The organism is Halopseudomonas laoshanensis (genome assembly GCF_008365385.1).
GTDB lineage: Bacteria > Pseudomonadota > Gammaproteobacteria > Pseudomonadales > Pseudomonadaceae > Halopseudomonas > Halopseudomonas laoshanensis.
Map to the genome: position 1 here is coordinate 921,529 of NZ_QOVF01000001.1, position 21,761 is coordinate 943,289.

A 21,761-nucleotide genomic window follows, 5' to 3' on the forward strand; every position below is an offset into this window, starting at 1 on the left:
GGGCGGTCTTATGGGAGAACGCAATGGTGCGTCGGGAATCACAGCTAGTGCATCTGGAGTTGCGGGCGCGGACCGGTCAGTTCAGTTGCGCAATAAAAAACGGGCGCCGTTAGCGCCCGTCTTGTGCTGCAGTATTGATGTGCGGTCAGGCGCCAGTCCAGCGCTTGAGTACGAGCGTGGCGTTGGTGCCGCCAAAGCCGAAGCTGTTGGACATCATCAGGTCCGCTGCTTCATCGGCGCGTTCGCGCAGAATGGGCAGGCCGGCGGCATTCTCGTCCAGCTCGTCGATATTGGCCGAGGCGGTGAGGAAGTTGTCGCGCATCATCAACAGGCAGTAGATGGCTTCCTGTACGCCAGCAGCACCCAGTGAGTGCCCGGAGAGGCTCTTGGTCGAGCTGATCTTCGGTGCCTTGTCGCCAAACACTTCACGGATCGCCTTGAGTTCTGCGACGTCGCCTACCGGTGTGGAGGTGCCGTGGGTGTTAAGGTAATCGATAGTGCCATCAACGGTAGCCAGGGCTTGCTGCATGCAGCGCACTGCGCCTTCACCACTGGGTGCGACCATGTCGTAGCCATCGGAGGTGGCGCCGTAGCCAACCACTTCGGCATAGATCTTGGCGCCGCGAGCCAGGGCGTGTTCCAGTTCTTCAACCACCACCATACCGCCGCCACCGGCGATGACGAAACCGTCACGCTTGTTGTCATAGGCGCGGGAGGCTTTCTCGGGGGTATCGTTGTACTGGGTAGAGAGGGCGCCCATCGCATCGAACAACATCGACTGCGACCAATGCTCTTCCTCGCCGCCGCCGGCAAAGACCATGTCCTGCTTGCCGAGCTGAATCTGTTCCATGGCGCTGCCGATGCAATGCGCACTGGTGGCACAAGCGGAAGAGATCGAGTAGTTGATGCCCTTGATCTTGAATGGCGTGGCCAGACAGGCGGAAACGGTGCTGCCCATGGTGCGCGGCACGCGGTATGGCCCGATCTTCTTGACGCCTTTCTCACGCAGGATGTCGATCGCTTCCATCTGATTCAAGGTGGAGGCGCCGCCGCTACCGGCGATCAGGCCGATGCGCGGGTGGCTGATGTCTTCCGCGCTCAGGCCGGCGTCGGCGATCGCCTGCTCCATGGATAGGTAAGCGAAACCCGCAGCATCGCCCATGAAGCGCTTGACCTTGCGGTCAATGGCAGCTTCCAGGTCGATATCGACGGTGCCGGAAACGTGACTGCGTAGCCCCATTTCAGCGTATGAAGGATTATGACGAATTCCAGATTTACCAGCTTTGAGGCTGGCGGCGACCGATTCCAGGTCCTGGCCCAGGCAGGAAATGATGCCCATACCGGTAATAACGACGCGACGCATGGTGAGTATCCTCAGAAGCTATCGGTAGATGTAAACAGACCTACCCGCAAACCTTCGGCGGTGTAGATTTCACGCCCATCGACGGCCATGCTGCCTTCGGCGATGCCGAGCGTCAGAGAGCGATTGATGGTGCGTTTGATATGGATGGTATACGTGACTTTTTTCGCAGTGGGCAGGACCTGGCCGAAGAACTTCACTTCGCCGGAGCCCAGTGCGCGGCCTTTGCCTTCATAGCCGAGCCAGCCAAGGTGGAAACCCACCAACTGCCACATGGCATCCAGACCCAGGCAGCCAGGCATGACCGGGTCGCCCTCAAAGTGGCAAGCAAAAAACCAGAGATCAGGATTGATATCCAGTTCGGCGACGATCTCGCCCTTGCCGTATCTACCGCCGGTTTCGCTGATGTGGGTGATGCGGTCGATCATCAGCATGTTGGGGGCGGGCAATTGTGCGTTTCCGGGCCCGAACAATTCGCCACGGCTGCATTTAAGCAACTCTTCCCGGGTGTACGCATTCTGTTTAGACATGTTGGCTCCTGCTCAACCCCGTTCGGTGGGGTGCGATTAATTCGGCTCTGCGGTGCTTACGGATTTATCCGCCAGCGTAAGCTCAGACAGCCCGGACCGGTTCAGAGTCACAACCGGGAACGGACTGGCGAGTCAGGCGTTGAGGATACCTGCGATGGGAGCCGAGGACAAAGTTTCTCTGCCCCCGACTAACGGCGGGTTGCGCTGAATCAATCCAGCTCGCCATATTGCGCCTGGAACTGATCACGCAGTTCGCGCTTGAGTACTTTGCCAATCGCGCTGCGCGGCAGCTCATCGGTGAGGATCAGGCGGTTGAGCCGCTGGGTCTTGCCGACCCGTTCGTTGAACCACTCGCAGATGGCCTGCGCATCGGTGTTCGCACCCGGCCGTAGTACCGCATAACCCACTGGCGTCTCGCCCCAGCTGCGCGATTGCACACCGATTACGGTGACCTCCTGCAGGTCCGGGTGCTTGCGCAGTTCCTGCTCCAGGTCACTGGGGTAAATGTTGAAACCGCCGCTAATGATCATATCCTTACGGCGATCCATCAACGTCAGGAAACCTTCTTCGTCAAAGCGGCCAACATCGCCCGTGCGAATAAAGCGTTTGCCCTCGGCGTCGTACCATTCAGCCTCGGCGGTTTTTTCCGGCTTGTTCAGATAGCCGGTCATCATCGCGGGAGAATGCCCGACCACTTCACCGATCTCGCCAGCAGGCAGCTCTACGCCGTCCTCGTCAATCACGCGCATATCGTGGTTTTCCAGCGGCTTGCCAACAGTGGCAAGCTTGTCCGGAAATTGATGCGCAGCGAGCATGCAGGAACCACCGCCTTCGGTCATACCGTAGAACTCGATAAGCCCGCCCGGCCAACGCTTGAGAATGTCAGCCTTGAGTTCGGCGTGGAAGGGCGCGCTGGTGCTGAACTTCATGTGGAAGGATGACAAGTCGTACTGATCAAAATCCTCGCGCGCCATGATGCGCTGATACTGCACCGGCACCAGCATGGTGTGGGTTACTGAGAGCTGCTCCGCGAGTTTCAGATACTTGGCCGCATCGAACTTGGCCATCAACGCCACGGTGCCGCCCAAGCCCAAGGAGGGTAGGAAGGACACCAGCGTGGTATTGGAATACAGCGGGGTGGAAATCAGCGTGACGCATTCCGGGCCGTAACCGAACACAATGCCGCGCTGAATATGCGACCAACGCATGCCGTGTGATTGCACGATGCCCTTGGGGTCACCAGTGGTGCCTGAAGAGTAGATGATGTTGAACGGCATCTCCGGGGTAATCGTCACGGGAGTTGGGGTTGCATCGGCCAGCCACTGGCTAAAGGCATTTTCCGTGCAGCTGTCATCCATGCTCATCAATTTGATCTGATGTTGCTCTGCGGTTTTGCCCAGCGCTTGGTCCACGGCTTGATCGACGAATACCAGCTTGGCTGCCGAATCCTTGATCATGGTGACCAGGCCCTCGGGGGTGGAGGAGGGCGCCAGGGGCGCTACCACCATGCCAGCGCGCAGGGCGCCGATATACAGCAAGGCATAGGGGATCGAATTGCTGCCGCAGATGGCGATGCTGTCGCCGGCTTGGAAACCGTCGCGCTGCAGCGCTGCGGCGACCTGATCGACCTTGCTGTTCAGCGCCGCGTAATCAAGCTGCTGACCATCCTGAATCAGCGCAGGATGGCTGCCTCGCGTCTTGGCGTGCAGGGCGATGAGGTCAGGCAATACGCTAAAGGGCGTTTCAAGGGTGATGGTCATGGTGACAATACTCGCAGACTGTTGATGACAGCTGCCTAGTATCGCCGCTCGGTGCGGCCTTGCACAGGAGTGAAATAGTGGTGGATCAGCGCGGTCAATGATCGGCTTTTTTCGCCTGTATCTGGTCTTCCACCGCTTTTTGCAATGCCTGGCGCGAGAGCGGTTTGCTGAGGAAACCCTGCATGCCAGCGTCGACACACTGCTGTCGGTCATCGGGCATGGCGCTGGCCGTCAAAGCGATGCAGCTGATGGGCGCGTGTTGCTGCTTGCGGCAATGCTGTAAATACTGGCGATAGACGCTCAGGCCGTCGATATCAGGTAGCTGAAGGTCCATCAGGATTACCGAGAAGGCTTGATCGTTCATGGCCAGATGGTTCAGCGCGGCCTGCCCGCTATCCGCGGTGATAACGCGATAACCCAGGCTGTGCAACATGCCCTCGATGACCATCTGGTTCACCGGGTTGTCCTCCACCAGCAGTATCGGTAACTCTGCGGTCATTGCCGTTGGCGGGACAGCCGTGCTGGGCGTCTCGGCTAGTGTGTCGGTCAGGGGCAAGGTCATTGTCAGGGTGAAGCATGAGCCCTGGCCTTCAGTGCTTTGCGCTTCCAGGCTACCGCCCATTTTCACCGCAAAGGTCCGTGCGATCGAAAGACCGAGTCCGGTGCCGCCGAAGCGTCGGGAGGTGCTGCTGTCCGCTTGCTGAAAGGCCTGAAACATGCTTTCCAGACGATCGGGTGCGATGCCGATGCCGCTATCGCGAACCTCGCAGCGCAGCCGGATATTGCGTGCATCGGCATCCGCCTGCCAACTTGCGTCGATCTCGATGCGCCCCTGCTCGGTGAATTTGAGCGCGTTACCGATCAGGTTGACCAGGATCTGCCGGATCCGGGTCGGGTCGCCGATCACCGTGGGCGATGCAGGACTACCCTGGGTGTGCGTGATCAGGGAGAGACTCTTCTGCGCGGCGGTGTGCTCGAACACGGTCACCGAATGGTTGATCAGCTCGGGCAGGTTGAAGGCTATCTCTTCCAGGTCCAGCACGCCGCGTTCGATACGAGAGAAGTCCAGGATATCGTTGATGACCCTGAGCAGGTGATCGGTAGATTCGCCGGCAATCTGCACATACTCGGCCTGCTCATTATTCAGCTCGGTTGTTTCCAGTAGTTGCAACATGCCCAGCACGCCGTTCATGGGTGTGCGCAGCTCGTGGCTCATCATGGCGAGAAAATCCGATTTTGCCCTGTTGGCGGCCTCGGCCTCTTCCTTTGCGGTATTCATCTGATTCAGCGCTTGCTGCTGCTCAAACGCCGACTGCTGTAATGCGCCTGCGAGGGTGTTGATGTTATGCATCAACTTGCCCATTTCGTGCTGCTGATCTTCGGTCAAGCGAGTGTCCAACTGCCCATCCTGCAGCGCCTGAACCGCTTGGCTCATGCGTGCCAGCGGACTCGACAGGGCGCTGGCGAGCCGCAGCGCAAGGATCAGCGCGGCCATGATCACCAGCGCTGCAAGAAGCAGGGCGCCGAGCAGGATTTCATCCTGTCGATCATCGAAGGCTTCGCGGCTCAGACCCACTCGCACCTGCCCGAGATAGCGGGACGCTTCGTCACCTTGCATCGCGGGGGCGTCCAGCAGGTAGAGCTCATTGCGCAATGGAATGCTTTGGCGCTGGATATCCGCAGCGAAGTATTGCAAAGGGGCGGGCTTAGCTTTTTGGGATTCGGACTGCAAATCCAGCATCAGCGTGCCGGCTTGGTCATATACCTCTACGCTGCGCACGTGCGGCGTGTCCAGAGTGCCTTTGATCAAGCTTTCGAGGGTCTTCAGGTTGCCGCTGATCACGCCGTATTCGGCGGTGGGTGCCAGTTGCTTCGCGATCAGCGCGCCGGTGTCCTGTAATTGACGACTGACGTCATCCAGGCGTGCGCTGACAAAGTAGGCGAAGACCACCAAACCCAGCATCAGTGCGGGGGCCAGGGCGATCAGAATCAGCCGGTTGTGAATACTGCCGGTGTTCCTTGGGCTCATTGGCCCACCTCCTGTTGTCTCAACTGACTGCTCAGAGCATCGTCATCCGGCGGCGGGAAGCCGAGAGAGCGGGCGACCTGAGCGTTACTGAGAACGGAAAAATATCGTGGGTAGCTGATCACGCCGCCGCGCCAGGGCGCATCGAGTAAATCATCGACGCTCTGCGCCATCTGCTCAGGTGTGCTGTAGGTGGTGCTCAGGCTGCCGGCATTGATAAACGGGGCGCTTGGGCCGATCAGCACTTTGTTGCGGGTGTAGCTGCTGAGCAAAATGGTCTTCAGATTGTCCGCGTTGTAGATATTCGGATCGTCCAGGGCAACCAGCACGTCGCTGCGATCAAGCAGATCGATCATCTGCCTGCCAAGTTGCGCCTGTGTGTTGAGAGGCATACTGACCAGGTTCAGCCCGAGAGTTGTAGCGGATTGCTCCCATTCGGCCAGTTGTGCTTGATGCTGCGGTGTAAACAGCGCGCCGATATTTTCTATTCTGGGTATCAGTAGTTGCGCCAGTCGCAGTTGCCTGGACGGTGCAGGGTTGGCCAGCAATATCTGCACCGACTTTGCCGGGGACGATATCCCAAGATCGCTCAGACTGCTGCGGCTGATATAGGTACCGATGGTTGGCGTATCAAGCTTCTGGTTGAGCCGCCATTGCAGGCTGCGACTGCCCATGGTTATGAGGCGTGAGGCATCGGGGGCAGAGCCTGAACTGGCAAGGCTGTGAACCAATACGTCGTCGTAGCGACGCTGTTCGCGCAGACGCTCGACAAACTCTTCTGTCAGGCTACTAGGCTCGGGAATGACCACCAGCAGGGTATCGGCGCGTGCGACTGCGCAGAACGCCATGCAGCAAACAATCAGCAGCAGGCGAAGGCGATTCATCGCCCAGGTGCCTTGGTGATTGGTCTGTTCATGCGACATTCCCTGTCTAATGCGCTATCTATCAGCAGCAGCGATCGCTGCTGCTGATTGCTATGGTGCCTCAGAAATTGAGCTCGGCACTAAGATAATAATGGCTGGGGCTATTGAACTGATTTTCCGGCCAGGTCAGGCCCTCGTCATCCAGGCGGTACTGCCAGGTCAATGCCAGGTTGAGATTGCTTGAGTTGCTTAAATCAAAGCGCTTGGCAATGCGACTGTCAAGCCGTTCGAAGCGACGCTCGTTGAGCATGTCGGCGCCATAGTAGATCAGGCTGCTTTCAATCTTGCCTGGCCACTGTCGCAACCAGGCCGCAGAACCGCTGTTACGGGCGGTCAGACGCTGGTCGAGCCTGCTGGTGGCAATAAAATCGACGTAGGCATAGGTTAGTCGCAGCCGGTCAGAACGGGTTATCGTCCAGTCGATCTGCGTTTCTGCCCCGGTAAAGCGGGAAAAGTTATCGTTGTTTGGCTCGAAGTTCCAAAGCTGCAAGGGCTGGCTGATCATGTCTTCGATCTCGTCATAAAAGCCTTTTATGTCGATCGACAGACCCAGGTTGTGAAAGTAGCCGTTGTAGCCAATCTCGTGTGAGCGCATGCGCTCCTGCTTTAAGTTACCCGGTGCCTGCGCCAGTGCGTAGTACTGATCGCTACCAGAAACGGGACCGCTGAGGTTATTGGCGGTGTAGGTCCAGTGAGCGTTGTTTTCATACATGTCGGGCGAGCGCACAGCTTCGGAGTAGACCGCGCGCAAGCTGTGAGTGGGATATATGAAGAAATGCGCTGCCACACGTGGCGAGACCGAAAAGCCGCTGAGTTTGTCGTCTTCTGCCATGGCGCCCGCGTGCAACAGCCAGCGGTGGTGCGGGCGGTACTCCAGGTTGCCGAACATCTGACCGATGTGGTTGTTCACGCGGCCGCCAAACAGCGTGTCAGATTGAGCTTCGTCATAGCGCAGGCTGCCGCCAAATACGGTACGCAGGTTGTCGGCGAGCTGCATGGTGTTCTGTACTTCCACCTCGTAGCGCGTTTCTCGCAGGTTCTCGTTAAGATCCCAGCAGGCAGGCTCGCCGTCACGCGCAGCGGCGTGTTCGGCGACAACGGCGTCAACCAGGGGCAAGTACTCTACTGGTAACGCATCCCCTCCAGGGGGGAGGTCATCGCCAATATAAGGATGGTCCTCTGGCCTTGTAAGGTATTCGTTACGTAGCTCACGGTCCCCCCAAAAGCCTCTGTTGCGCAGAATATAATTTATTCGCCGCGGGTATACCTCGCCGATATCCGCCAGCGCCCGCAACGCAGGGGAGAACACCACGGGTGAGTCACAGGCTCGCCACTGGCTGAGGCGCTCCATATGCTGGGCGTAGGTTTTTATTTCCAGGCGGTGCGTAGGCGAGAGGTCATTTTTCCAATGCAGCTGGGCGAAGTAGTCGCTGGACTCGATGTCAGAATTGGCTTGATGCTCGTTCATCATCCGATCATATGTAAAGCTATTGTCAGTTGGCTCTGCCAGCACGGTATAGTCGTTGGCGCGCTGATTGGTGCCTTCTTTGGCACCAAATTGCCAGCTCAACGTCTGGTTGGCGGATAACGTGGTGTCTCCCAACATGTTGAAGGCGTTCAGACGCCTGCCATCGCGAAAGTCGTTGCCATCTTCATCGATATCGAAGCCGGTATCTTCCTTACCAAATACGCTGAGCCGAGCCAGGCTGTTGCCAAACTCGAGGCCTTGGCTTGCATACAGGTCCTTGACGCCACGGTTACCTTGAGTGACCTTCAAGCGCGTGCCTTGAGCCAGTTCTGGCCGGGTGGAAATGATATTGATCACGCCCATCAAGGCATTGGCGCCATAGGTCGCGGTATTCGGGCCACGGAAAACTTCAATGCGCTCGATATCTTCAATCGCCAACGGAATGTCCGTCCAGTCAACGGTGGCTAGCCCGGGGCGATATACCGAGCGGCCATCGACCAGCACCTGCATGCGGCGCGCTTCAGTGGTGTTGGTGCCGTGGTAGTTGACGTTGCCGCGATGACCGTACAGATAGCCGACCATCATGCCGGGCACGAGACGGAGTATCTCCGGGATATCCCGGGCCCCTGTGGCGCGAATCAAATCACGATCAAGAACTGTCATGCTGCCGGGCACCTCAGCCGGCGATTGCTTCAGTCGCGTAGCGCTGAGTACCGAGGGCAGTTCGGAGTCGCCTGAACTCAGGCCGTCCACGGCAAAGGCAGGCATGCTGGCAACCAGGCACAGCAGTGGAAAAAAGGGATATCTCAACGGTGATGCCATCATTTTGCAACCATGCAGGTTTTTGTCAGCCCATCTTACCCAGAGGCGGCTTTTTTACCACCTTTGACGAACTGATTTATCGGCAGCGCCCCATTTAGCCTTAGCACGATTTATACTGCGCCCATCAATCACTGTTCCAAGGATCTCAGATGACCGATCACAAGACGCCTGTCTGCATACTGGGTGGCGGTAGTTTCGGCACGACACTGGCAGGACTGATGGCCGCAGAAGGTGTACCTGTCACCTTGTGGCTGCGGGATGAAAAGGTAGCCGAGGAAATCAACCGGCTGCACGAGAATCGTCGCTACATGCCGGGTTTCAAGCTTGATCCGCGGCTGACGGTGAGCACTGATATGCAAACGGCAGTGGCTAATGCCGAGCTGGTGTTTCTAGCCATCCCCAGCAGCGCTTTTCGCTCGGTGCTCAAGGACATCGGACCGGCTCTGGCCGGCAAGGGCGTGATCAGTACCACCAAGGGTATCGAGCAGCCGGGCTTCCTGATGATGAGCGACATCGCCGCTGAGGAAGCGCCAGAGGCCCGCGTTGCGGTGCTCTCCGGCCCCAATCTGGCCAAGGAGATGGCTGCCGGTGAATTGACCGCCACTGTGGTAGCGAGCGATGACCAGGCGCTCTGTTCCGAGGTGCAGGGCGTGCTGGGCAGCAAGCGCTTGCGCGTGTATGCCAGTCAGGATCGATACGGCGTAGAACTGGGCGGTGCATTGAAAAACGTCTATGCGATCATTTCCGGCATGGCAGCCGCGATGGGTATGGGCGAGAACACCCGGAGCATGTTGATTACCCGTTCGTTGGCGGAAATGAGTCGCTTCGCCGTGCATATGGGTGCCAATCCGCTGACCTTCCTGGGCTTGGCTGGAGTAGGCGATCTGATTGTGACCTGCATGTCACCGCTGTCGCGCAATTACCAGGTGGGATTCGCGCTGGGGCAGGGTAAAACGCTGGAGGAGGCGGTTGCCCAGTTGGGGCAAGTGGCCGAAGGCGTTAATACGTTGCGGGTATTGCGGCAGAAGTCTGAGGAAGAGGGCGTTTACATGCCGCTGGTAGCGGGCTTGCATGCAATCCTGTTCGAACAGCAGCCGCTGGCAGCGGTTATCAGTCGCCTGATGAGCGCTGAACAGAAGCACGATGTGGAGTTTGCCGCGTTCATGTCCACTACAGCGGTGCAGGAGAAACCTTGATGAGTAAACTGAATCAATCCGTCGGCTCGGCCGATTTCTGGCTGCGCCTGCTCTATACCTTGCTCTTGGCGCTCGCCTGGCAGGTTACGGAGTTGCTGTTGATAGCGGTGGTGATACTCCAGATCGGCTATCGAGTGTTCACTGCGAAGGCTGACCCCAGGCTGGCTGAGTTCGGCAGTAGCCTGTCGGCTTACGCCGCACAGATCGGACGCTACGTTACCGGCGCGTCGGAGCAGAAACCCTGGCCGTTCATGGAATGGCCAACGGACAATGCCGCGGCACCTGTCTCCGAAGCGCCCGCCGAGAAAATATGAAGATCTGGATTCTGCGTCATGGTCAGGCGCAAGGGTTGGCGCCCAGCGATGAGTTGCGAGCATTGACCGACGAAGGTCGTGAAGAGGTGCAGGTGATGGCGGCGCAATTAGCTGGCCAGTCCCTGGATGCCGTTCTGGCCAGCCCTTACCTGCGCGCCCAGCAAACAGCTCAGATTGTCCAGCAGCAGATACAACTACGCCGTGGCGTGGCTACCGTGGCCTGGCTGACCCCGGACGATGACCCGCGTCGGGTGCTGGATTTCCTTGCTGAGCGCGCTGAACAGAACTTGTTGCTGGTCAGCCACCAACCCTTGGTCAGTCAGTTGATCAGCCTGCTGGTCGAGGGCCATCGGGCCGGGCACTACCCGATGCCAACAGCCGGACTGGCGTGCATCGAACTGGACTTCCCCGCTGCCGGTCTGGGTCAACTGCGGCTCCTGAGCAGTCCGGCCGATCTGCTTAACTGATCACGCAACCAGTACACGGGGCGGCCGATATGCCCTTTATTACGTGCTTCTTCTATCTTGTCGAGGGTGTAGCTAGATGGGATAGTGTTCATTCATACGGGTGAGCAACTTTACCAGTAGGTATTGCAGTGCAGCTTATCTCATAAAAAAACAATCAGAACCGAGGTGCCGTCATGGGAGATCAGGTCAGGCTGACCGTGTCATCTGCGCTGGAAGCCTTCTACCAGCGAGAGGCAAAGCATCCGGAGAAAATCTATCTGGTCCAGCCTTTGCCCGACGGGCAGGTCGAAGAGATCAGTTGGGGGCAGGCTGGTGATCAGGCTCGACGGGTGGCGGCTTACTTGCGCAGCCTGGATTTTCCCGAGCACAGTCATATTGCCTTGGTCTCGAAGAACTGCGCGCACTGGATAATCGCAGACCTGGCGATCTGGATGGCAGGGCATGTCTCCGTTCCGCTGTACCCGAACCTGACCGCCGATTCGGCGCGCCAGATTCTTGAACACTCAGAAGCGCGAGCGGTGTTTATCGGTAAGCTTGATGATTGGCAAAGCATGCGTCCTGGTATGCCGCCAAACCTGCCCATGCTCGGGTTGCCGCTGGCGCCGGAGGACCCACAATTGCTCAGTTGGCAGTCGTTGCTGCAAGCCAATGACCCCATGCAAGGTGAGCCATTACCTGATCCAGAGCAACTGGCAACAATCATCTATACCTCCGGCACTACCGGGATGCCCAAAGGCGTCATGCTCAGTTTTGCCAGCATGTATTTTTCTGCCAACAATTGCCTGCGTTTGTTCAATATCAGCGACGCCGACCGGTTGATGTCCTATCTCCCGCTATGTCACGTTGCCGAACGCCAGTTTGTCGAGGTGGCTTCGCTGTTGGCGGGGGAGACCGTATTTTTCGCCGATACCCTGGATAGCTTCCAGCGCGATATGCAGCGCGCTCGACCCACCGTGTTCTTTGGCGTGCCGCGTATCTGGGTCAAATTCCATATGGGGGTTATCAGTAAAATTCCCGCAGCTTTGTTGGATAAGCTGTTGAAAATACCGGTAATTGGGCGGCTAATGGCGCGTAAGGTGCTCACCGGCCTGGGGCTTGATCAGATTCGTTATGCTGTGTGCGGTGCCGCGCCAGTCGCCGACACCACGCTGGCGTGGTACCGGCGTCTTGGCTTGAGCATTGCCGAGGTATACGGCATGACCGAAAACTGCGGTTATTCGCATCTGGGGCGGCCCAGCCGGGTCAAGCCAGGTTGGATCGGGTTGCCCAATCCTGGCGTGGAAAGTCGTCTTTCGGCAGAAGGCGAGCTGCAGGTACGTAGCAATGCGACCATGCTGGGCTATTTTAAAGAGCCCGAGAAAACCGCAGAAACCCTTACCGAAGACGGATTCCTGCGCACCGGTGACGTAGGCGAGATCGATAACGAAGGCTTTCTGCGCCTGACCGGGCGCATCAAGGACATTTTCAAGACCTCCAAAGGCAAGTACGTGGCACCGGCGCCGATCGAAAATCTGCTCGCTGCGCACAGCCGCGTTGAGCAGGTCTGTGTGGTCGGGAATAACCTCGGACAACCCTTGGCGTTGGTGCAATTGTCCGAGGCTGGTCAGCAGGAAGCGCAAAGCAATCGTGAGCAGTTGTCCAAGGATTTCAGCGTGTTGCTGGACGATGTTAATGCAAAAGTTGAACGTCATGAACAGCTCAGTTGCCTGGTGATCGTGGAGGATAACTGGACAATAGAGAATGGCTTTATGACGCCGACCTTGAAGATCAAGCGCAATGTGGTGGAGGCGACCTACCAGGACCAGTTCGAATTATGGTCGGTGAGTGGGCACCGGGTGCTCTGGCAAGGCCAGTAAGCTAACGCATCAGTATCTAGGAGGAAGAATGGCCGCAATCTGGCACCAGAAAGTCGATCTTGAAGAGCTCAACAAACCCGGCGAGCATATCAACTCGTTGCTCGATATCCGCTTTGAGGACGTGGGTGATGATTGGATCAGCGCCAGTATGCCAGTGGATGCGCGCACCCATCAGCCCTACGGCATATTGCATGGAGGGGCGTCGGTGGTGCTGGCAGAGTCGCTGGGCAGTACCGCATCCTATCTCTGCATCGACAACAGCACATCGTATTGCGTGGGCCTGGAAGTCAATGCCAATCACCTCAAGGCGGTACGCAGTGGCCGCGTGACAGCCCTAGCCAAGCCGATCCATCTGGGGCGTACCACTCACGTATGGGATATTCGGCTGCACAATGCCGCGGACCAACTGACCTGTATTGCTCGGTTGACGATGGCTGTGGTGCCGGTCAGATAAGGCCTTATGCCGGGTCATTCATGGGCTCTGCATTACTTGTCTCGCATCCAGTGGTGGCATAGATTGCCCGCCGGTACTGCGGTCCAGGCTGCGATTTTCTGTATCCCACCCATAGGATTCTGTCATGAGCGTGAGTAGTCACGAAGTTCGATTTTCACTGCCGTCGCTAGAGGTTGCTGCCAAGGTATGGGGCAACCCAGACGGCTTGCCGGTGATCGGTTTGCATGGATGGCTGGATAATGCTGCCACCTTTGACCGTATCGCGCCGTTGCTGAATGATGTGCACCTGGTAGCGCTCGACCTACCGGGTCACGGGTTGTCCGGGCATATGCCAGCGGCTGGCTACAGCCTGTGGCAACAAGCCGCGACCGTACTGCAGGTAGCCGAGAATCTGGGTTGGAAACGCTTTGCGTTGCTTGGCCATTCCATGGGCGCGATTATCAGTGGGGTGCTGGCCGGCAGCCTGCCTGAGCGGATCATGGGTGCCTGCCTGATCGATGGCCTGCTGCCATTTACCTCCGAAGCCGAAGATGCACCCAAACAGATGGCGCGTTTCTTCGCTGCCAGCCTGGCACTGGAGAGCAAGCGCAAACCGGTTTACGACAGTGTCGACAAAGCCATTCAAGCGCGGGCCAAGGGCAGCAATACGGATATCAGCAATGAGGCGGTGAAGATACTCGTGGAGCGCGGGTTGATGCCGGACAACGGCGGCTGGACCTGGCGCACCGATCCGCAACTCATGCTGCCTTCACCCATGCGCTTCACCAGCAACCATGCTGTGGCGTTTATCGAGGCCATCACTTCGCCGACCTGCCTGGTACTGGCCAACCAGGGCGTAATGCATAAACACCCTCAAGTGCTGGACCGTATCGAACGCTTTCAGAATATCGAGTTGCATCAATTGGACGGGGGGCATCACCTGCATCTTGAGGAACCAGCTTCGGAAGTCGCAACGATATTTGACAGTTTTTTCAGAAAGCTGACTTGACCCTGAACCGTCAGACGCAAATGATCAGTACCAGCAGCGGCTTGGACTACAGCATCCATCAGAGGTCAGGGGAGAGCACCTTACCAATATAATGCTGCTGAGTAGTGTATGGTCCCATGTGCCCCGTTCTGAGGGTGCCAACAGGAGATTGAATGCCCTTTTTTCTACCCACCCTGGGTTTTGCTGGCCTCTTGCTTTGTGTGCTGGCCCGGCCTGCGGCCGCAGATGATCTGTCAGAGCGCCTTCTACTGAGCGCCTTTCCTGGTGCAACGCTGGTGGATTCTTCCAGCGAAGCGGCTGTCGATCATGCGGTGGTGATGGGCAGTATTCGGCGCATCAACAATCAGCTACGTGCGGAGCGTGAAGTACGCACCATGGGCGAGCTCATCCGTGCCACCTATCGGATACCCGACCCACATGATCGCCATGAAGCATTTGAACATGCCAAGGAGCAATTGTTGGCTCAGCCAGGCAGCATGCTGTTTTTCTGCCAGGGCCGGGAGTGTGGCAGTAGCAGCTTGTGGGCGAATCAGGTGTTGAACAACTCGACGTTGTATGGCCCGGAAGATAATCAGGCCTATCTGGTCATGCAGTTGGATAGCGAACCACAACGATTTGTCAGCTTGTATGCGATTACCCGCGGCAACCGGCGGGTGTACCTGCATGTTGAACAGTTCACTCCCGAACAGCCGGTGGCTGAAACGCTCTACCCCACGCCCGCTACTATGCTCAAATTGTTGCATGCGGAGGGCCAACTGGTGATTCCGGCAAACCATGCCGCGGATCCAGAAACAGCGCAGGCCTGGGTCAATTTGATCAATCGCATGCTGCGTTCCGATACCCGTCTGCGGATATCGGTCAACGGTGATCAGGCGCCTGCGGTAACCCGGCAACTGGTGGAACTGGGAATACGTAGCCAGCGCCTGGAAGTGGGCGAAGCACTTCCCCAAGACGCCATTTTGATCATCAAGCTCTGACCCATAAACGCCGACTCATCGCGGCCGTAAGGTGACCTGATCCGGCAGAGCCTGAATCGCCTGCCAGTCGAACAGCTGGCTGCGATACCGCCCCTGATTGAATAGCTCGTTCTGGTCACGATAATGCGGGTCTAACGGATTGCCAGATTGCCCCATCGGATTGATGCCCAAACTGCGATCCAGGTCCGCCAGATCAATCAGGCGGCGGGTCGAAGGCCCCGCTTTGATCTGGTAGATCCCCACACCTGTATCGAAGGTCATGCTGTTAAGGCTTTCTGGTCCGCCGTCAACGGCGGCAACCCGGCTGTCGAAAAACCGCCCCACCGGTAGGCGCTCGCTTAACGCATGTTCATGCTGCAGGCGGGTAACTCGGCTCCAGCTCCAGCTGTCTGGCTCGATGCCCAGCTCGTCTGTCAGCGACTCGATCGTCTTTACCCAGGCTTGTTCAATGGCCGCCTGGCGACCGTCCATGATCGGTTGGAGTCGGTTATCCCACCAGGGGGAGGATGGCTTCCAGTACAGGCTGTACAGGCTTTTTTCGGCCAGATCAGTATTGCGGAAAACGTCAAACTGCTCGCCCAGTTCATCGGCAAACAGCGCCTGCATTAGATGGTCCTGCCAGCGCTGAAACAGCGTTGCGCCAACCTGCTCACGGGTGAAGGTGCCATTCCATTCGCTGAGTATCTCAGCCGCTCGGGCCGCCGGTGCACGCAGGTCCTTGCTTAACAACTGATGGTCCAGCAAGGGCAGCGCATCATCCAGCATCGCCAATGCCTGCGGCTTGCGCGTATCCAGTTGCATGTCCTTGAACTGCGACAGGTCGAACTGCTCTTCGTTGTTCAGCAACTCTGCCAGACGTTCGGCGCGCTCGCTGGGGGCGTAATAGCCAGGCATGATGCGTCGTCGGCCGGCTTCGGTATAAGGATTATTGGCACTGAAAATATGCCCTGAAGAAGGGTTGATAATGCGCGGATTGGCGCTGAACGGCTGATAGCCGAGAAAATCGTCCCGGCCACTGGAGCCGCTGAGCAGCGAGTAGCTGTTGTTGCTGTTTGGCCAGCGCTTGAGCCGGCCGATCGCCCACATGGCGATGTTATCTTCGACGTCGGCATAAATCAGGTTGAGCCCGGGAGAACTGTGGAGCGCTGCAGCCTGTTCAAACTCATCCATGCTCTTGGCGCGGGCCAGTCCATAAAACGCCTGCGCGGCGTCATTGTCGATGTTGAGGAAACTCCAGAACAGGCTGACTGGCGGCCGCGCCGCGGTTTCAGCGTCCAATGCGACCCCCGGTGCTGGATCATTGATGATCGGCCCATGTCGCGAACTGCGCATGCGCAGCAGGCGATCTTCTTGTCCGCGAACCTTGATAACTTCTTCATGTATGGTCAGGTCCTGCCAGCCGCTGTCGCCCGCGCGTACTTGATCGGGGTTATCGGGGTTGACCCGCTCGCGGTAGAAATCCACTTCGTCATTCATCAGCATCGTCAGCCCCCAGGCGTGCCGACGCGTCTGGCCCAGCAAAGGGAAGGGGATGCCGGCAAGAAAGTGGCCGTAGACTTCGTGCTCAGGGGTACGCAGGTGCGCTTCAAACCACACCGCAGGCGCTGAGTAACCGATATGCGGATCGTTGGCCAGTAGCGGCGAACCGCTCAGGCTACGCTTGCCATTGACCGTCCAGGCGTTGCTGCCGAGAAACTGTCCTGCGGGCACTTGCTGCTCGGCTTTGACGATCTGCTTCAGCAGCGGGTCGAGCAGGCCGGTTACCTCGCTGTCCACGGCCCTGCGCGGCGGCATGCTATCCGGCCAGCTGGGGACCAGATCACGGGCGTGGCGCTCGCCGAGATTGCCCCTGATGTTATCCATCAACGCATCGGTCTTGAACGCCTCGGCAAAGGAATAGGCCATATAGCCCATGACATGCGCGATGTCGGCGGCATCAAAATAGTCTGGTCGAGCCAGCAGCAAGCGGTATTCCAGAGGTGTTTTGCCGCTCTCTATGTAGGAGTTGATGCCGGCTTGGTAAGCGTGGATCAGTTTGACGTGCGGCTCTTCGGACTGCTGTTCCAGCCGTTCGGCATATTGCCGAGCAAAGCGGCTTATGCCCAGAGAGCGAAAAAACCGGTCGGTTTCAAAGGTTTCCTGGCCATAGAGTTCGGACAGGCGTCCCGCGCCTATGCGCCGCAGCATGTCCATCTGGAACAGCCGGTCCTGGGCATGCAAATAACCCAGCGCAAGGTAGGCGTCGTGATCATTGCGCGCATCGATATGCGGTACGCCCCAGGCGTCGTAGAAGACTGAAACGGGCTTTTGCAGCCCTGGCAGATCGAGCTGCCCATCGCGCTGTGGTTCTGCATTATAGAGGGCCCAGGCTCCCAATGTACCCAGCACAGCCACCAGCAGCAGCACAGCAAAAGCCCACTTCAAAGAAATCAGCACACGGGTATTGATCACGGGTAACCTTAACGCTATTGGAAGATGTCCGCGCATGATGCTCAGACAGTCATCCGCCGTCAATCGAGATTATTTTGCAGGGGGAAGCATGTCCCAACGGGTTGCATTGGTATTGGGAAGTGGTGGCGCCAGAGGTTATGCGCATATTGGCGTAATCGAAGAAATCGAACGTCGGGGTTACAAGATTGACTGCATCGCCGGTTGCTCTATGGGCGCCGTGGTCGGGGGTATTTATGCTGCTGGAGGACTGGAGGCCTACCGCGAATGGGTATCGGGATTGGCCTATCTGGATGTATTGCGTTTGTTGGATGTGGGCTTCGGCAATCTGGGTGCGATTCGCGGGGAGCGGGTATTCGGGCGTATTCGCGAGATCATCGGCGAGGTGAATATCGAGGACCTGCCGATTCCCTTTACTGCAGTGGCTACCGATCTGACCAATCAACAGGAAGTCTGGTTTCAGCAGGGTTGCCTGCATCAAGCCATGCGCGCCTCGGCCGCGATACCCAGCCTGTTTTCGCCGGTACGCCAGGGCGGCCGGGTGCTGGTCGACGGTGGTTTGCTGAATCCCTTGCCGATTGTGCCGGTGGTCTCGGCCCATTGTGATCTGATCATGGCAGTCAACCTGAACGCCACCCACTGTGCCGGCTACACCCTGCCGGTGGTGGAGCGCCCGGCACCCATCCGCCGTCAATGGGATCAATGGACCGGTACCTTGAATGTACGCAATTGGTTGGCTCGTCGGGAAATAGACGAGCAGGGCGCTTTGTCCGATCAAATGGCCTTTTTGCCGGAGGACGAATCACCGGAAGAACCGTCACCGGCATCCGATAAATTACCGCAGATTGACCGCAATGAACCAGAGCCCCCAGCCAAGGTGGCGGAAGTCCCGGTCGGGCCTGCAAGTTTGCTGGAGCTGGTGAACCTGTCATTTGAAGCTATGCAGGCCTCGTTGACCCAATACAAGATCGCCGGCTACCCGCCTGACGTGTTGATAGAAGTACCCAAGCGTCTTTGCCGCTTCTTCGAGTTTCACAAGGCCCCTGAACTGATCGAGTTGGGTCGTATGGTTGCCAGCGACACCCTTGATCGCCACGAGGGGCTCAAGCGCTGAAGGCAGACAGCATGCTAAAATCTCCGGCTTATGTCATAGCGGGAGAGCGGGATGAGTGAAAATATACGTCTGACCGAGTTCAGCCATGGTGCCGGTTGTGGCTGCAAGATTTCGCCAAAGGTGCTGGATGAGATTCTTGCTGTGGGTCAGCCAGGTCCCGATTTTCCACAGTTGTGGGTAGGCAACGCGAGTCGTGACGATGCGGCGGTATTTGGTCTGGATGCCGAACAGGGCATTGTCAGCACCACCGATTTCTTTATGCCGATTGTTGACGACGCCTTCGATTTCGGCAGAATCGCCGCGACCAATGCGATCAGCGATATCTACGCCATGGGTGGCAGCCCGATGATGGCTATCGCGATTCTCGGCTGGCCAATCAATCTGCTGCCGGCCGAACTGGCCGGTCAGGTGATCGCCGGAGCGCGCTCGGTCTGTACTGCCGCGGGCATGCCGTTGGCCGGTGGGCACTCGATTGACGCCCCCGAGCCGATATTCGGTCTGGCCGTGACCGGCCAGCTGAAACGCAGCCAGCTCAAGCGCAATGATAGCGCACGGCCTGGTGCGCGCCTGTTCCTGACCAAACCCTTGGGTATTGGCATTCTGACTACCGCAGAAAAACAGAAAAAATTGCGCCCGGAAGATGCCGGTGTGGCGCGCGACCTGATGTGCCAGTTGAACAGCGTCGGTGCGCGCTTTGCGACCCTGGAAGGCGTGCAGGCGATGACCGACGTCACCGGTTTTGGTCTGCTCGGGCATCTGGTGGAGATGGCTGAGGGCTCCGGGGTCAAGGCGCGCATAGAGGAAAGGCTGGTGCCGCGGTTGGCCAGTGTCGAGTATTACCTCGGTCAGGGTTGTGTGCCGGGCGGCTCGGGGCGCAACTTCGACAGCTACGGCGCGAAGGTCGCCGAGATGCCACAGGCTTGGCGTAACTTGCTTTGTGACCCGCAAACCAGTGGCGGGCTCCTGGTGGCGGTAGATCCTCAGGCGGAAGCCGAGTTTCTGGCCATGGCCGCCGCAGAGGGCTATCAGCTGCAGGCGATTGGCGAATGTCTGGCGGCGGACGCGGGTCCCTGCGTCGAGGTCGTTTGATGCGCGAAAATAGTCAGGACTATCGGCAGCTGTTTCTCAACGCGGTGCCGTTGATGGATGTCCGCGCGCCGGTGGAGTTCAACAAGGGTGCCTTTCCTGCAGCGATTAACCGCCCGTTGATGAACGATGATGAACGTCGACAGGTGGGTACTTGCTACAAGCATTCCGGCCAGCAGGCGGCGATCGACCTGGGTAACCGCCTGGTCTGTGGCGATATCAAGGAGCAGCGTATCGCCCAATGGGCAGATTTCGCGCGCAAGCACCCCGAAGGATACCTTTATTGCTTTCGCGGCGGGCTGCGTTCACAGATAGTCCAGCAGTGGTTGGCCGAGGCGGGGATTGACTATCCGCGGGTAGTCGGCGGTTACAAGGCCATGCGGCGCTACTTGATTGATAGTATGGAATCGACCATACAGAGTTGCCCCATGCATATTGTCGCGGGCCTGACCGGTACTGGCAAAACTGAAGTGATCCATGCGCTGGGCAATAGTCTGGATCTGGAAGGGCATGCCCATCATCGTGGTTCGAGTTTCGGCCGCCATGCCACCGCGCAGCCGGTGCAGATCGATTTCGAGAACGCCTTGGCCATCGAAGCGTTACGCGTGAGAGAAGCTGGGCATGGGCAGCTGGTGCTTGAGGACGAAGGGCGGATGGTCGGAAGCTGCACAGTGCCGCTGGAGCTGTACCAGACCATGCAAACCGCGCCACTGATCTGGCTGGAGGACAGCTTCGACAATCGCGTCGGGCGGATTCTCGGCGACTATGTGATCGATATGCATGCCGAATTTGCCCTGCTGCATCCAGATCAGCCCGAAATCGCGTTCAATGCCTTCTCAGAACACCTCACCGGCGGGCTATTACGCATCCGCAAGCGACTTGGCGGTGAGCGTTACCAGAGTCTGCAGGCTATCATGCAGGACGCGCTCGAGGTTCAGCGTTCAACTGGAGAGGTGCATGATCACCGGGCATGGATCGAGGGCTTGCTGACGCATTACTACGATCCGATGTATGCCTATCAACGCTCAGGCAAGGACGAACGGGTGGTGTTCAGCGGTGATCAGCAGGCAGTGGTCGAATTTCTGCAGCAACAAGCCATAGATAATCAGTATAAAGCGTGAACAACATAGCTGATTCAGTCGGATTGTGACGTTTGCTGCTGGTACTATCCTGCCAGTTCAACCAATTCTGTCAGGAGTCGAGACACTATGAGCACTACATTTGCCGGTAAAGTTGCATTGGTCACCGGGGGCGCGGCAGGTATTGGCCAAGCCACAGCGGAGGCTTTTGCTGCTCAGGGAGCCAAGGTGGTGGTGTCCGACATCAGCGAAGCCGCCGGTCAGGCGGTCGTTGAAGGAATCAAGGCCAAGGGTGGTGATGCGGTGTTTGTTGCTTGCAACGTGGCCAAGGCTGATGAGGTCAAGGCGTTGATGGATGCGGTGATCGCCCACTACGGCCGATTGGATTGCGCGTTCAACAACGCGGGTATCGAGATCGAGCAGGACAAGCTGGCGGACGGCAATGAAGATGTGTTCGATGCCATCATGGACGTTAACGTCAAGGGCGTGTGGCAGTGCATGCGTTTCCAGATACCCTTGATGCTCAAGCAAGGCGGCGGCGCGATCGTCAATACCGCTTCCGTGGCAGCGCTGGGCGCTGCACCTAAAATGAGTATCTACGCCGCTAGCAAGCACGCGGTGCTGGGTTTGACTCGTTCGGCCGCAGTGGAGTACGCGAAGAAATCGATTCGCATCAATGCGGTATGCCCGGCCGTGATCGATACCGAAATGTTCCGTCGCGCCGCAGCCATTGACCCGCGTAAAGCCGAGTTCGCTGCCGCAATGCACCCGGTTGGGCGCATTGGCAAAGCCGAGGAAATTGCTGCTGCGGTGCTCTATCTGTGCTCCGAAGGCGCAGGTTTCACCACCGGTATCGCCTTGCCAGTAGACGGCGGCGCCACCTGCATCTAGAC

At 58.0% G+C, this 21,761-nt stretch carries 18 protein-coding genes; 11 read left to right on the plus strand and 7 right to left on the minus strand.

The genetic code is table 11. The features are described from left to right. Positions 1–145: 145 nt before the first annotated feature. From fabB to DT594_RS04300, 6 genes are all read right to left on the minus strand, one after another. On the minus strand, positions 146–1,363 hold the full coding sequence (gene fabB / locus DT594_RS04275; RefSeq protein ID WP_149331509.1) for a beta-ketoacyl-ACP synthase I: 1,218 nt from the start codon (positions 1,361–1,363) through the stop codon (positions 146–148). 11 nt (positions 1,364–1,374) lie between these two features. Continuing rightward, entirely contained in the window at positions 1,375–1,890 is a 516-nt protein-coding gene (gene fabA / locus DT594_RS04280; protein WP_096345809.1) for a 3-hydroxyacyl-[acyl-carrier-protein] dehydratase FabA, read from the minus strand. Positions 1,891–2,099: 209 nt separating this feature from the next. After that, positions 2,100–3,650: a class I adenylate-forming enzyme family protein gene (locus tag DT594_RS04285; RefSeq protein ID WP_149331510.1), complete on the minus strand. Its 1,551-nt coding sequence runs from the start codon at positions 3,648–3,650 to the stop codon at positions 2,100–2,102. Positions 3,651–3,744: 94 nt separating this feature from the next. Then, positions 3,745–5,679, minus strand: coding sequence for an ATP-binding protein (locus DT594_RS04290; protein WP_149331511.1), 1,935 nt, complete (start codon positions 5,677–5,679; stop codon positions 3,745–3,747). Beyond that, positions 5,676–6,599, minus strand: a complete 924-nt coding sequence (locus tag DT594_RS04295) for a hypothetical protein (RefSeq protein ID WP_149331512.1) — start codon at positions 6,597–6,599, stop codon at positions 5,676–5,678. Before DT594_RS04295 ends, DT594_RS04290 begins: the two co-directional genes overlap by 4 nt. Positions 6,600–6,660: 61 nt before the next feature. Beyond that, entirely contained in the window at positions 6,661–8,892 is a 2,232-nt protein-coding gene (locus tag DT594_RS04300) for a TonB-dependent receptor plug domain-containing protein (protein ID WP_425460508.1), read from the minus strand. Positions 8,893–9,038: 146 nt separating this feature from the next. On the opposite strand from DT594_RS04300, the gene DT594_RS04305 reads away from it, so the two are divergent. From DT594_RS04305 to DT594_RS04335, 7 genes are all read left to right on the plus strand, one after another. Beyond that, positions 9,039–10,085 carry an NAD(P)H-dependent glycerol-3-phosphate dehydrogenase gene (locus DT594_RS04305; protein WP_149331513.1) on the plus strand — a complete coding sequence of 349 codons (1,047 nt, stop codon included), beginning with the start codon at positions 9,039–9,041 and terminating at the stop codon, positions 10,083–10,085. Then, complete coding sequence (locus DT594_RS04310) at positions 10,085–10,399, plus strand: DUF4389 domain-containing protein (RefSeq protein WP_149331514.1); 315 nt, start codon at positions 10,085–10,087, stop codon at positions 10,397–10,399. Before DT594_RS04305 ends, DT594_RS04310 begins: the two co-directional genes overlap by 1 nt. Further along, the gene (gene sixA, locus DT594_RS04315; RefSeq protein ID WP_149331515.1) at positions 10,396–10,866 is read left to right on the plus strand and encodes a phosphohistidine phosphatase SixA; all 471 of its coding nucleotides are present in this window, start codon (positions 10,396–10,398) and stop codon (positions 10,864–10,866) included. The genes DT594_RS04310 and sixA overlap by 4 nt, the downstream gene beginning before the upstream one ends. A gap of 173 nt (positions 10,867–11,039) precedes the next feature. Continuing rightward, positions 11,040–12,722, plus strand: coding sequence for an AMP-binding protein (locus tag DT594_RS04320; RefSeq protein ID WP_149331516.1), 1,683 nt, complete (start codon positions 11,040–11,042; stop codon positions 12,720–12,722). 28 nt (positions 12,723–12,750) lie between these two features. Continuing rightward, positions 12,751–13,176: a hotdog fold thioesterase gene (locus DT594_RS04325; RefSeq protein ID WP_149331517.1), complete on the plus strand. Its 426-nt coding sequence runs from the start codon at positions 12,751–12,753 to the stop codon at positions 13,174–13,176. Between the two features lie 124 nt (positions 13,177–13,300). Continuing rightward, positions 13,301–14,164: an alpha/beta fold hydrolase gene (locus DT594_RS04330; RefSeq protein WP_149331518.1), complete on the plus strand. Its 864-nt coding sequence runs from the start codon at positions 13,301–13,303 to the stop codon at positions 14,162–14,164. Positions 14,165–14,316: 152 nt separating this feature from the next. Beyond that, positions 14,317–15,141, plus strand: a complete 825-nt coding sequence (locus DT594_RS04335) for a DUF4892 domain-containing protein (protein WP_149331519.1) — start codon at positions 14,317–14,319, stop codon at positions 15,139–15,141. A gap of 15 nt (positions 15,142–15,156) precedes the next feature. Here DT594_RS04335 and DT594_RS04340 read toward each other — a convergent pair whose 3' ends face one another. Continuing rightward, on the minus strand, positions 15,157–17,592 hold the full coding sequence (locus tag DT594_RS04340; protein WP_178091412.1) for a penicillin acylase family protein: 2,436 nt from the start codon (positions 17,590–17,592) through the stop codon (positions 15,157–15,159). A gap of 88 nt (positions 17,593–17,680) precedes the next feature. Here DT594_RS04340 and DT594_RS04345 point away from each other — a divergent pair, with 88 nt between their 5' ends. From DT594_RS04345 to DT594_RS04360, 4 genes are all read left to right on the plus strand, one after another. Further along, positions 17,681–18,703: a patatin-like phospholipase family protein gene (locus tag DT594_RS04345; RefSeq protein WP_149331521.1), complete on the plus strand. Its 1,023-nt coding sequence runs from the start codon at positions 17,681–17,683 to the stop codon at positions 18,701–18,703. Between the two features lie 51 nt (positions 18,704–18,754). Continuing rightward, entirely contained in the window at positions 18,755–19,792 is a 1,038-nt protein-coding gene (gene selD / locus DT594_RS04350; protein WP_149331522.1) for a selenide, water dikinase SelD, read from the plus strand. Next, on the plus strand, positions 19,792–20,910 hold the full coding sequence (gene mnmH / locus DT594_RS04355) for a tRNA 2-selenouridine(34) synthase MnmH (RefSeq protein WP_149331523.1): 1,119 nt from the start codon (positions 19,792–19,794) through the stop codon (positions 20,908–20,910). The genes selD and mnmH overlap by 1 nt, the downstream gene beginning before the upstream one ends. 87 nt (positions 20,911–20,997) lie before the next feature. Further along, the gene (locus tag DT594_RS04360; RefSeq protein ID WP_149331524.1) at positions 20,998–21,759 is read left to right on the plus strand and encodes an SDR family oxidoreductase; all 762 of its coding nucleotides are present in this window, start codon (positions 20,998–21,000) and stop codon (positions 21,757–21,759) included. Positions 21,760–21,761 lie beyond the last annotated feature (2 nt).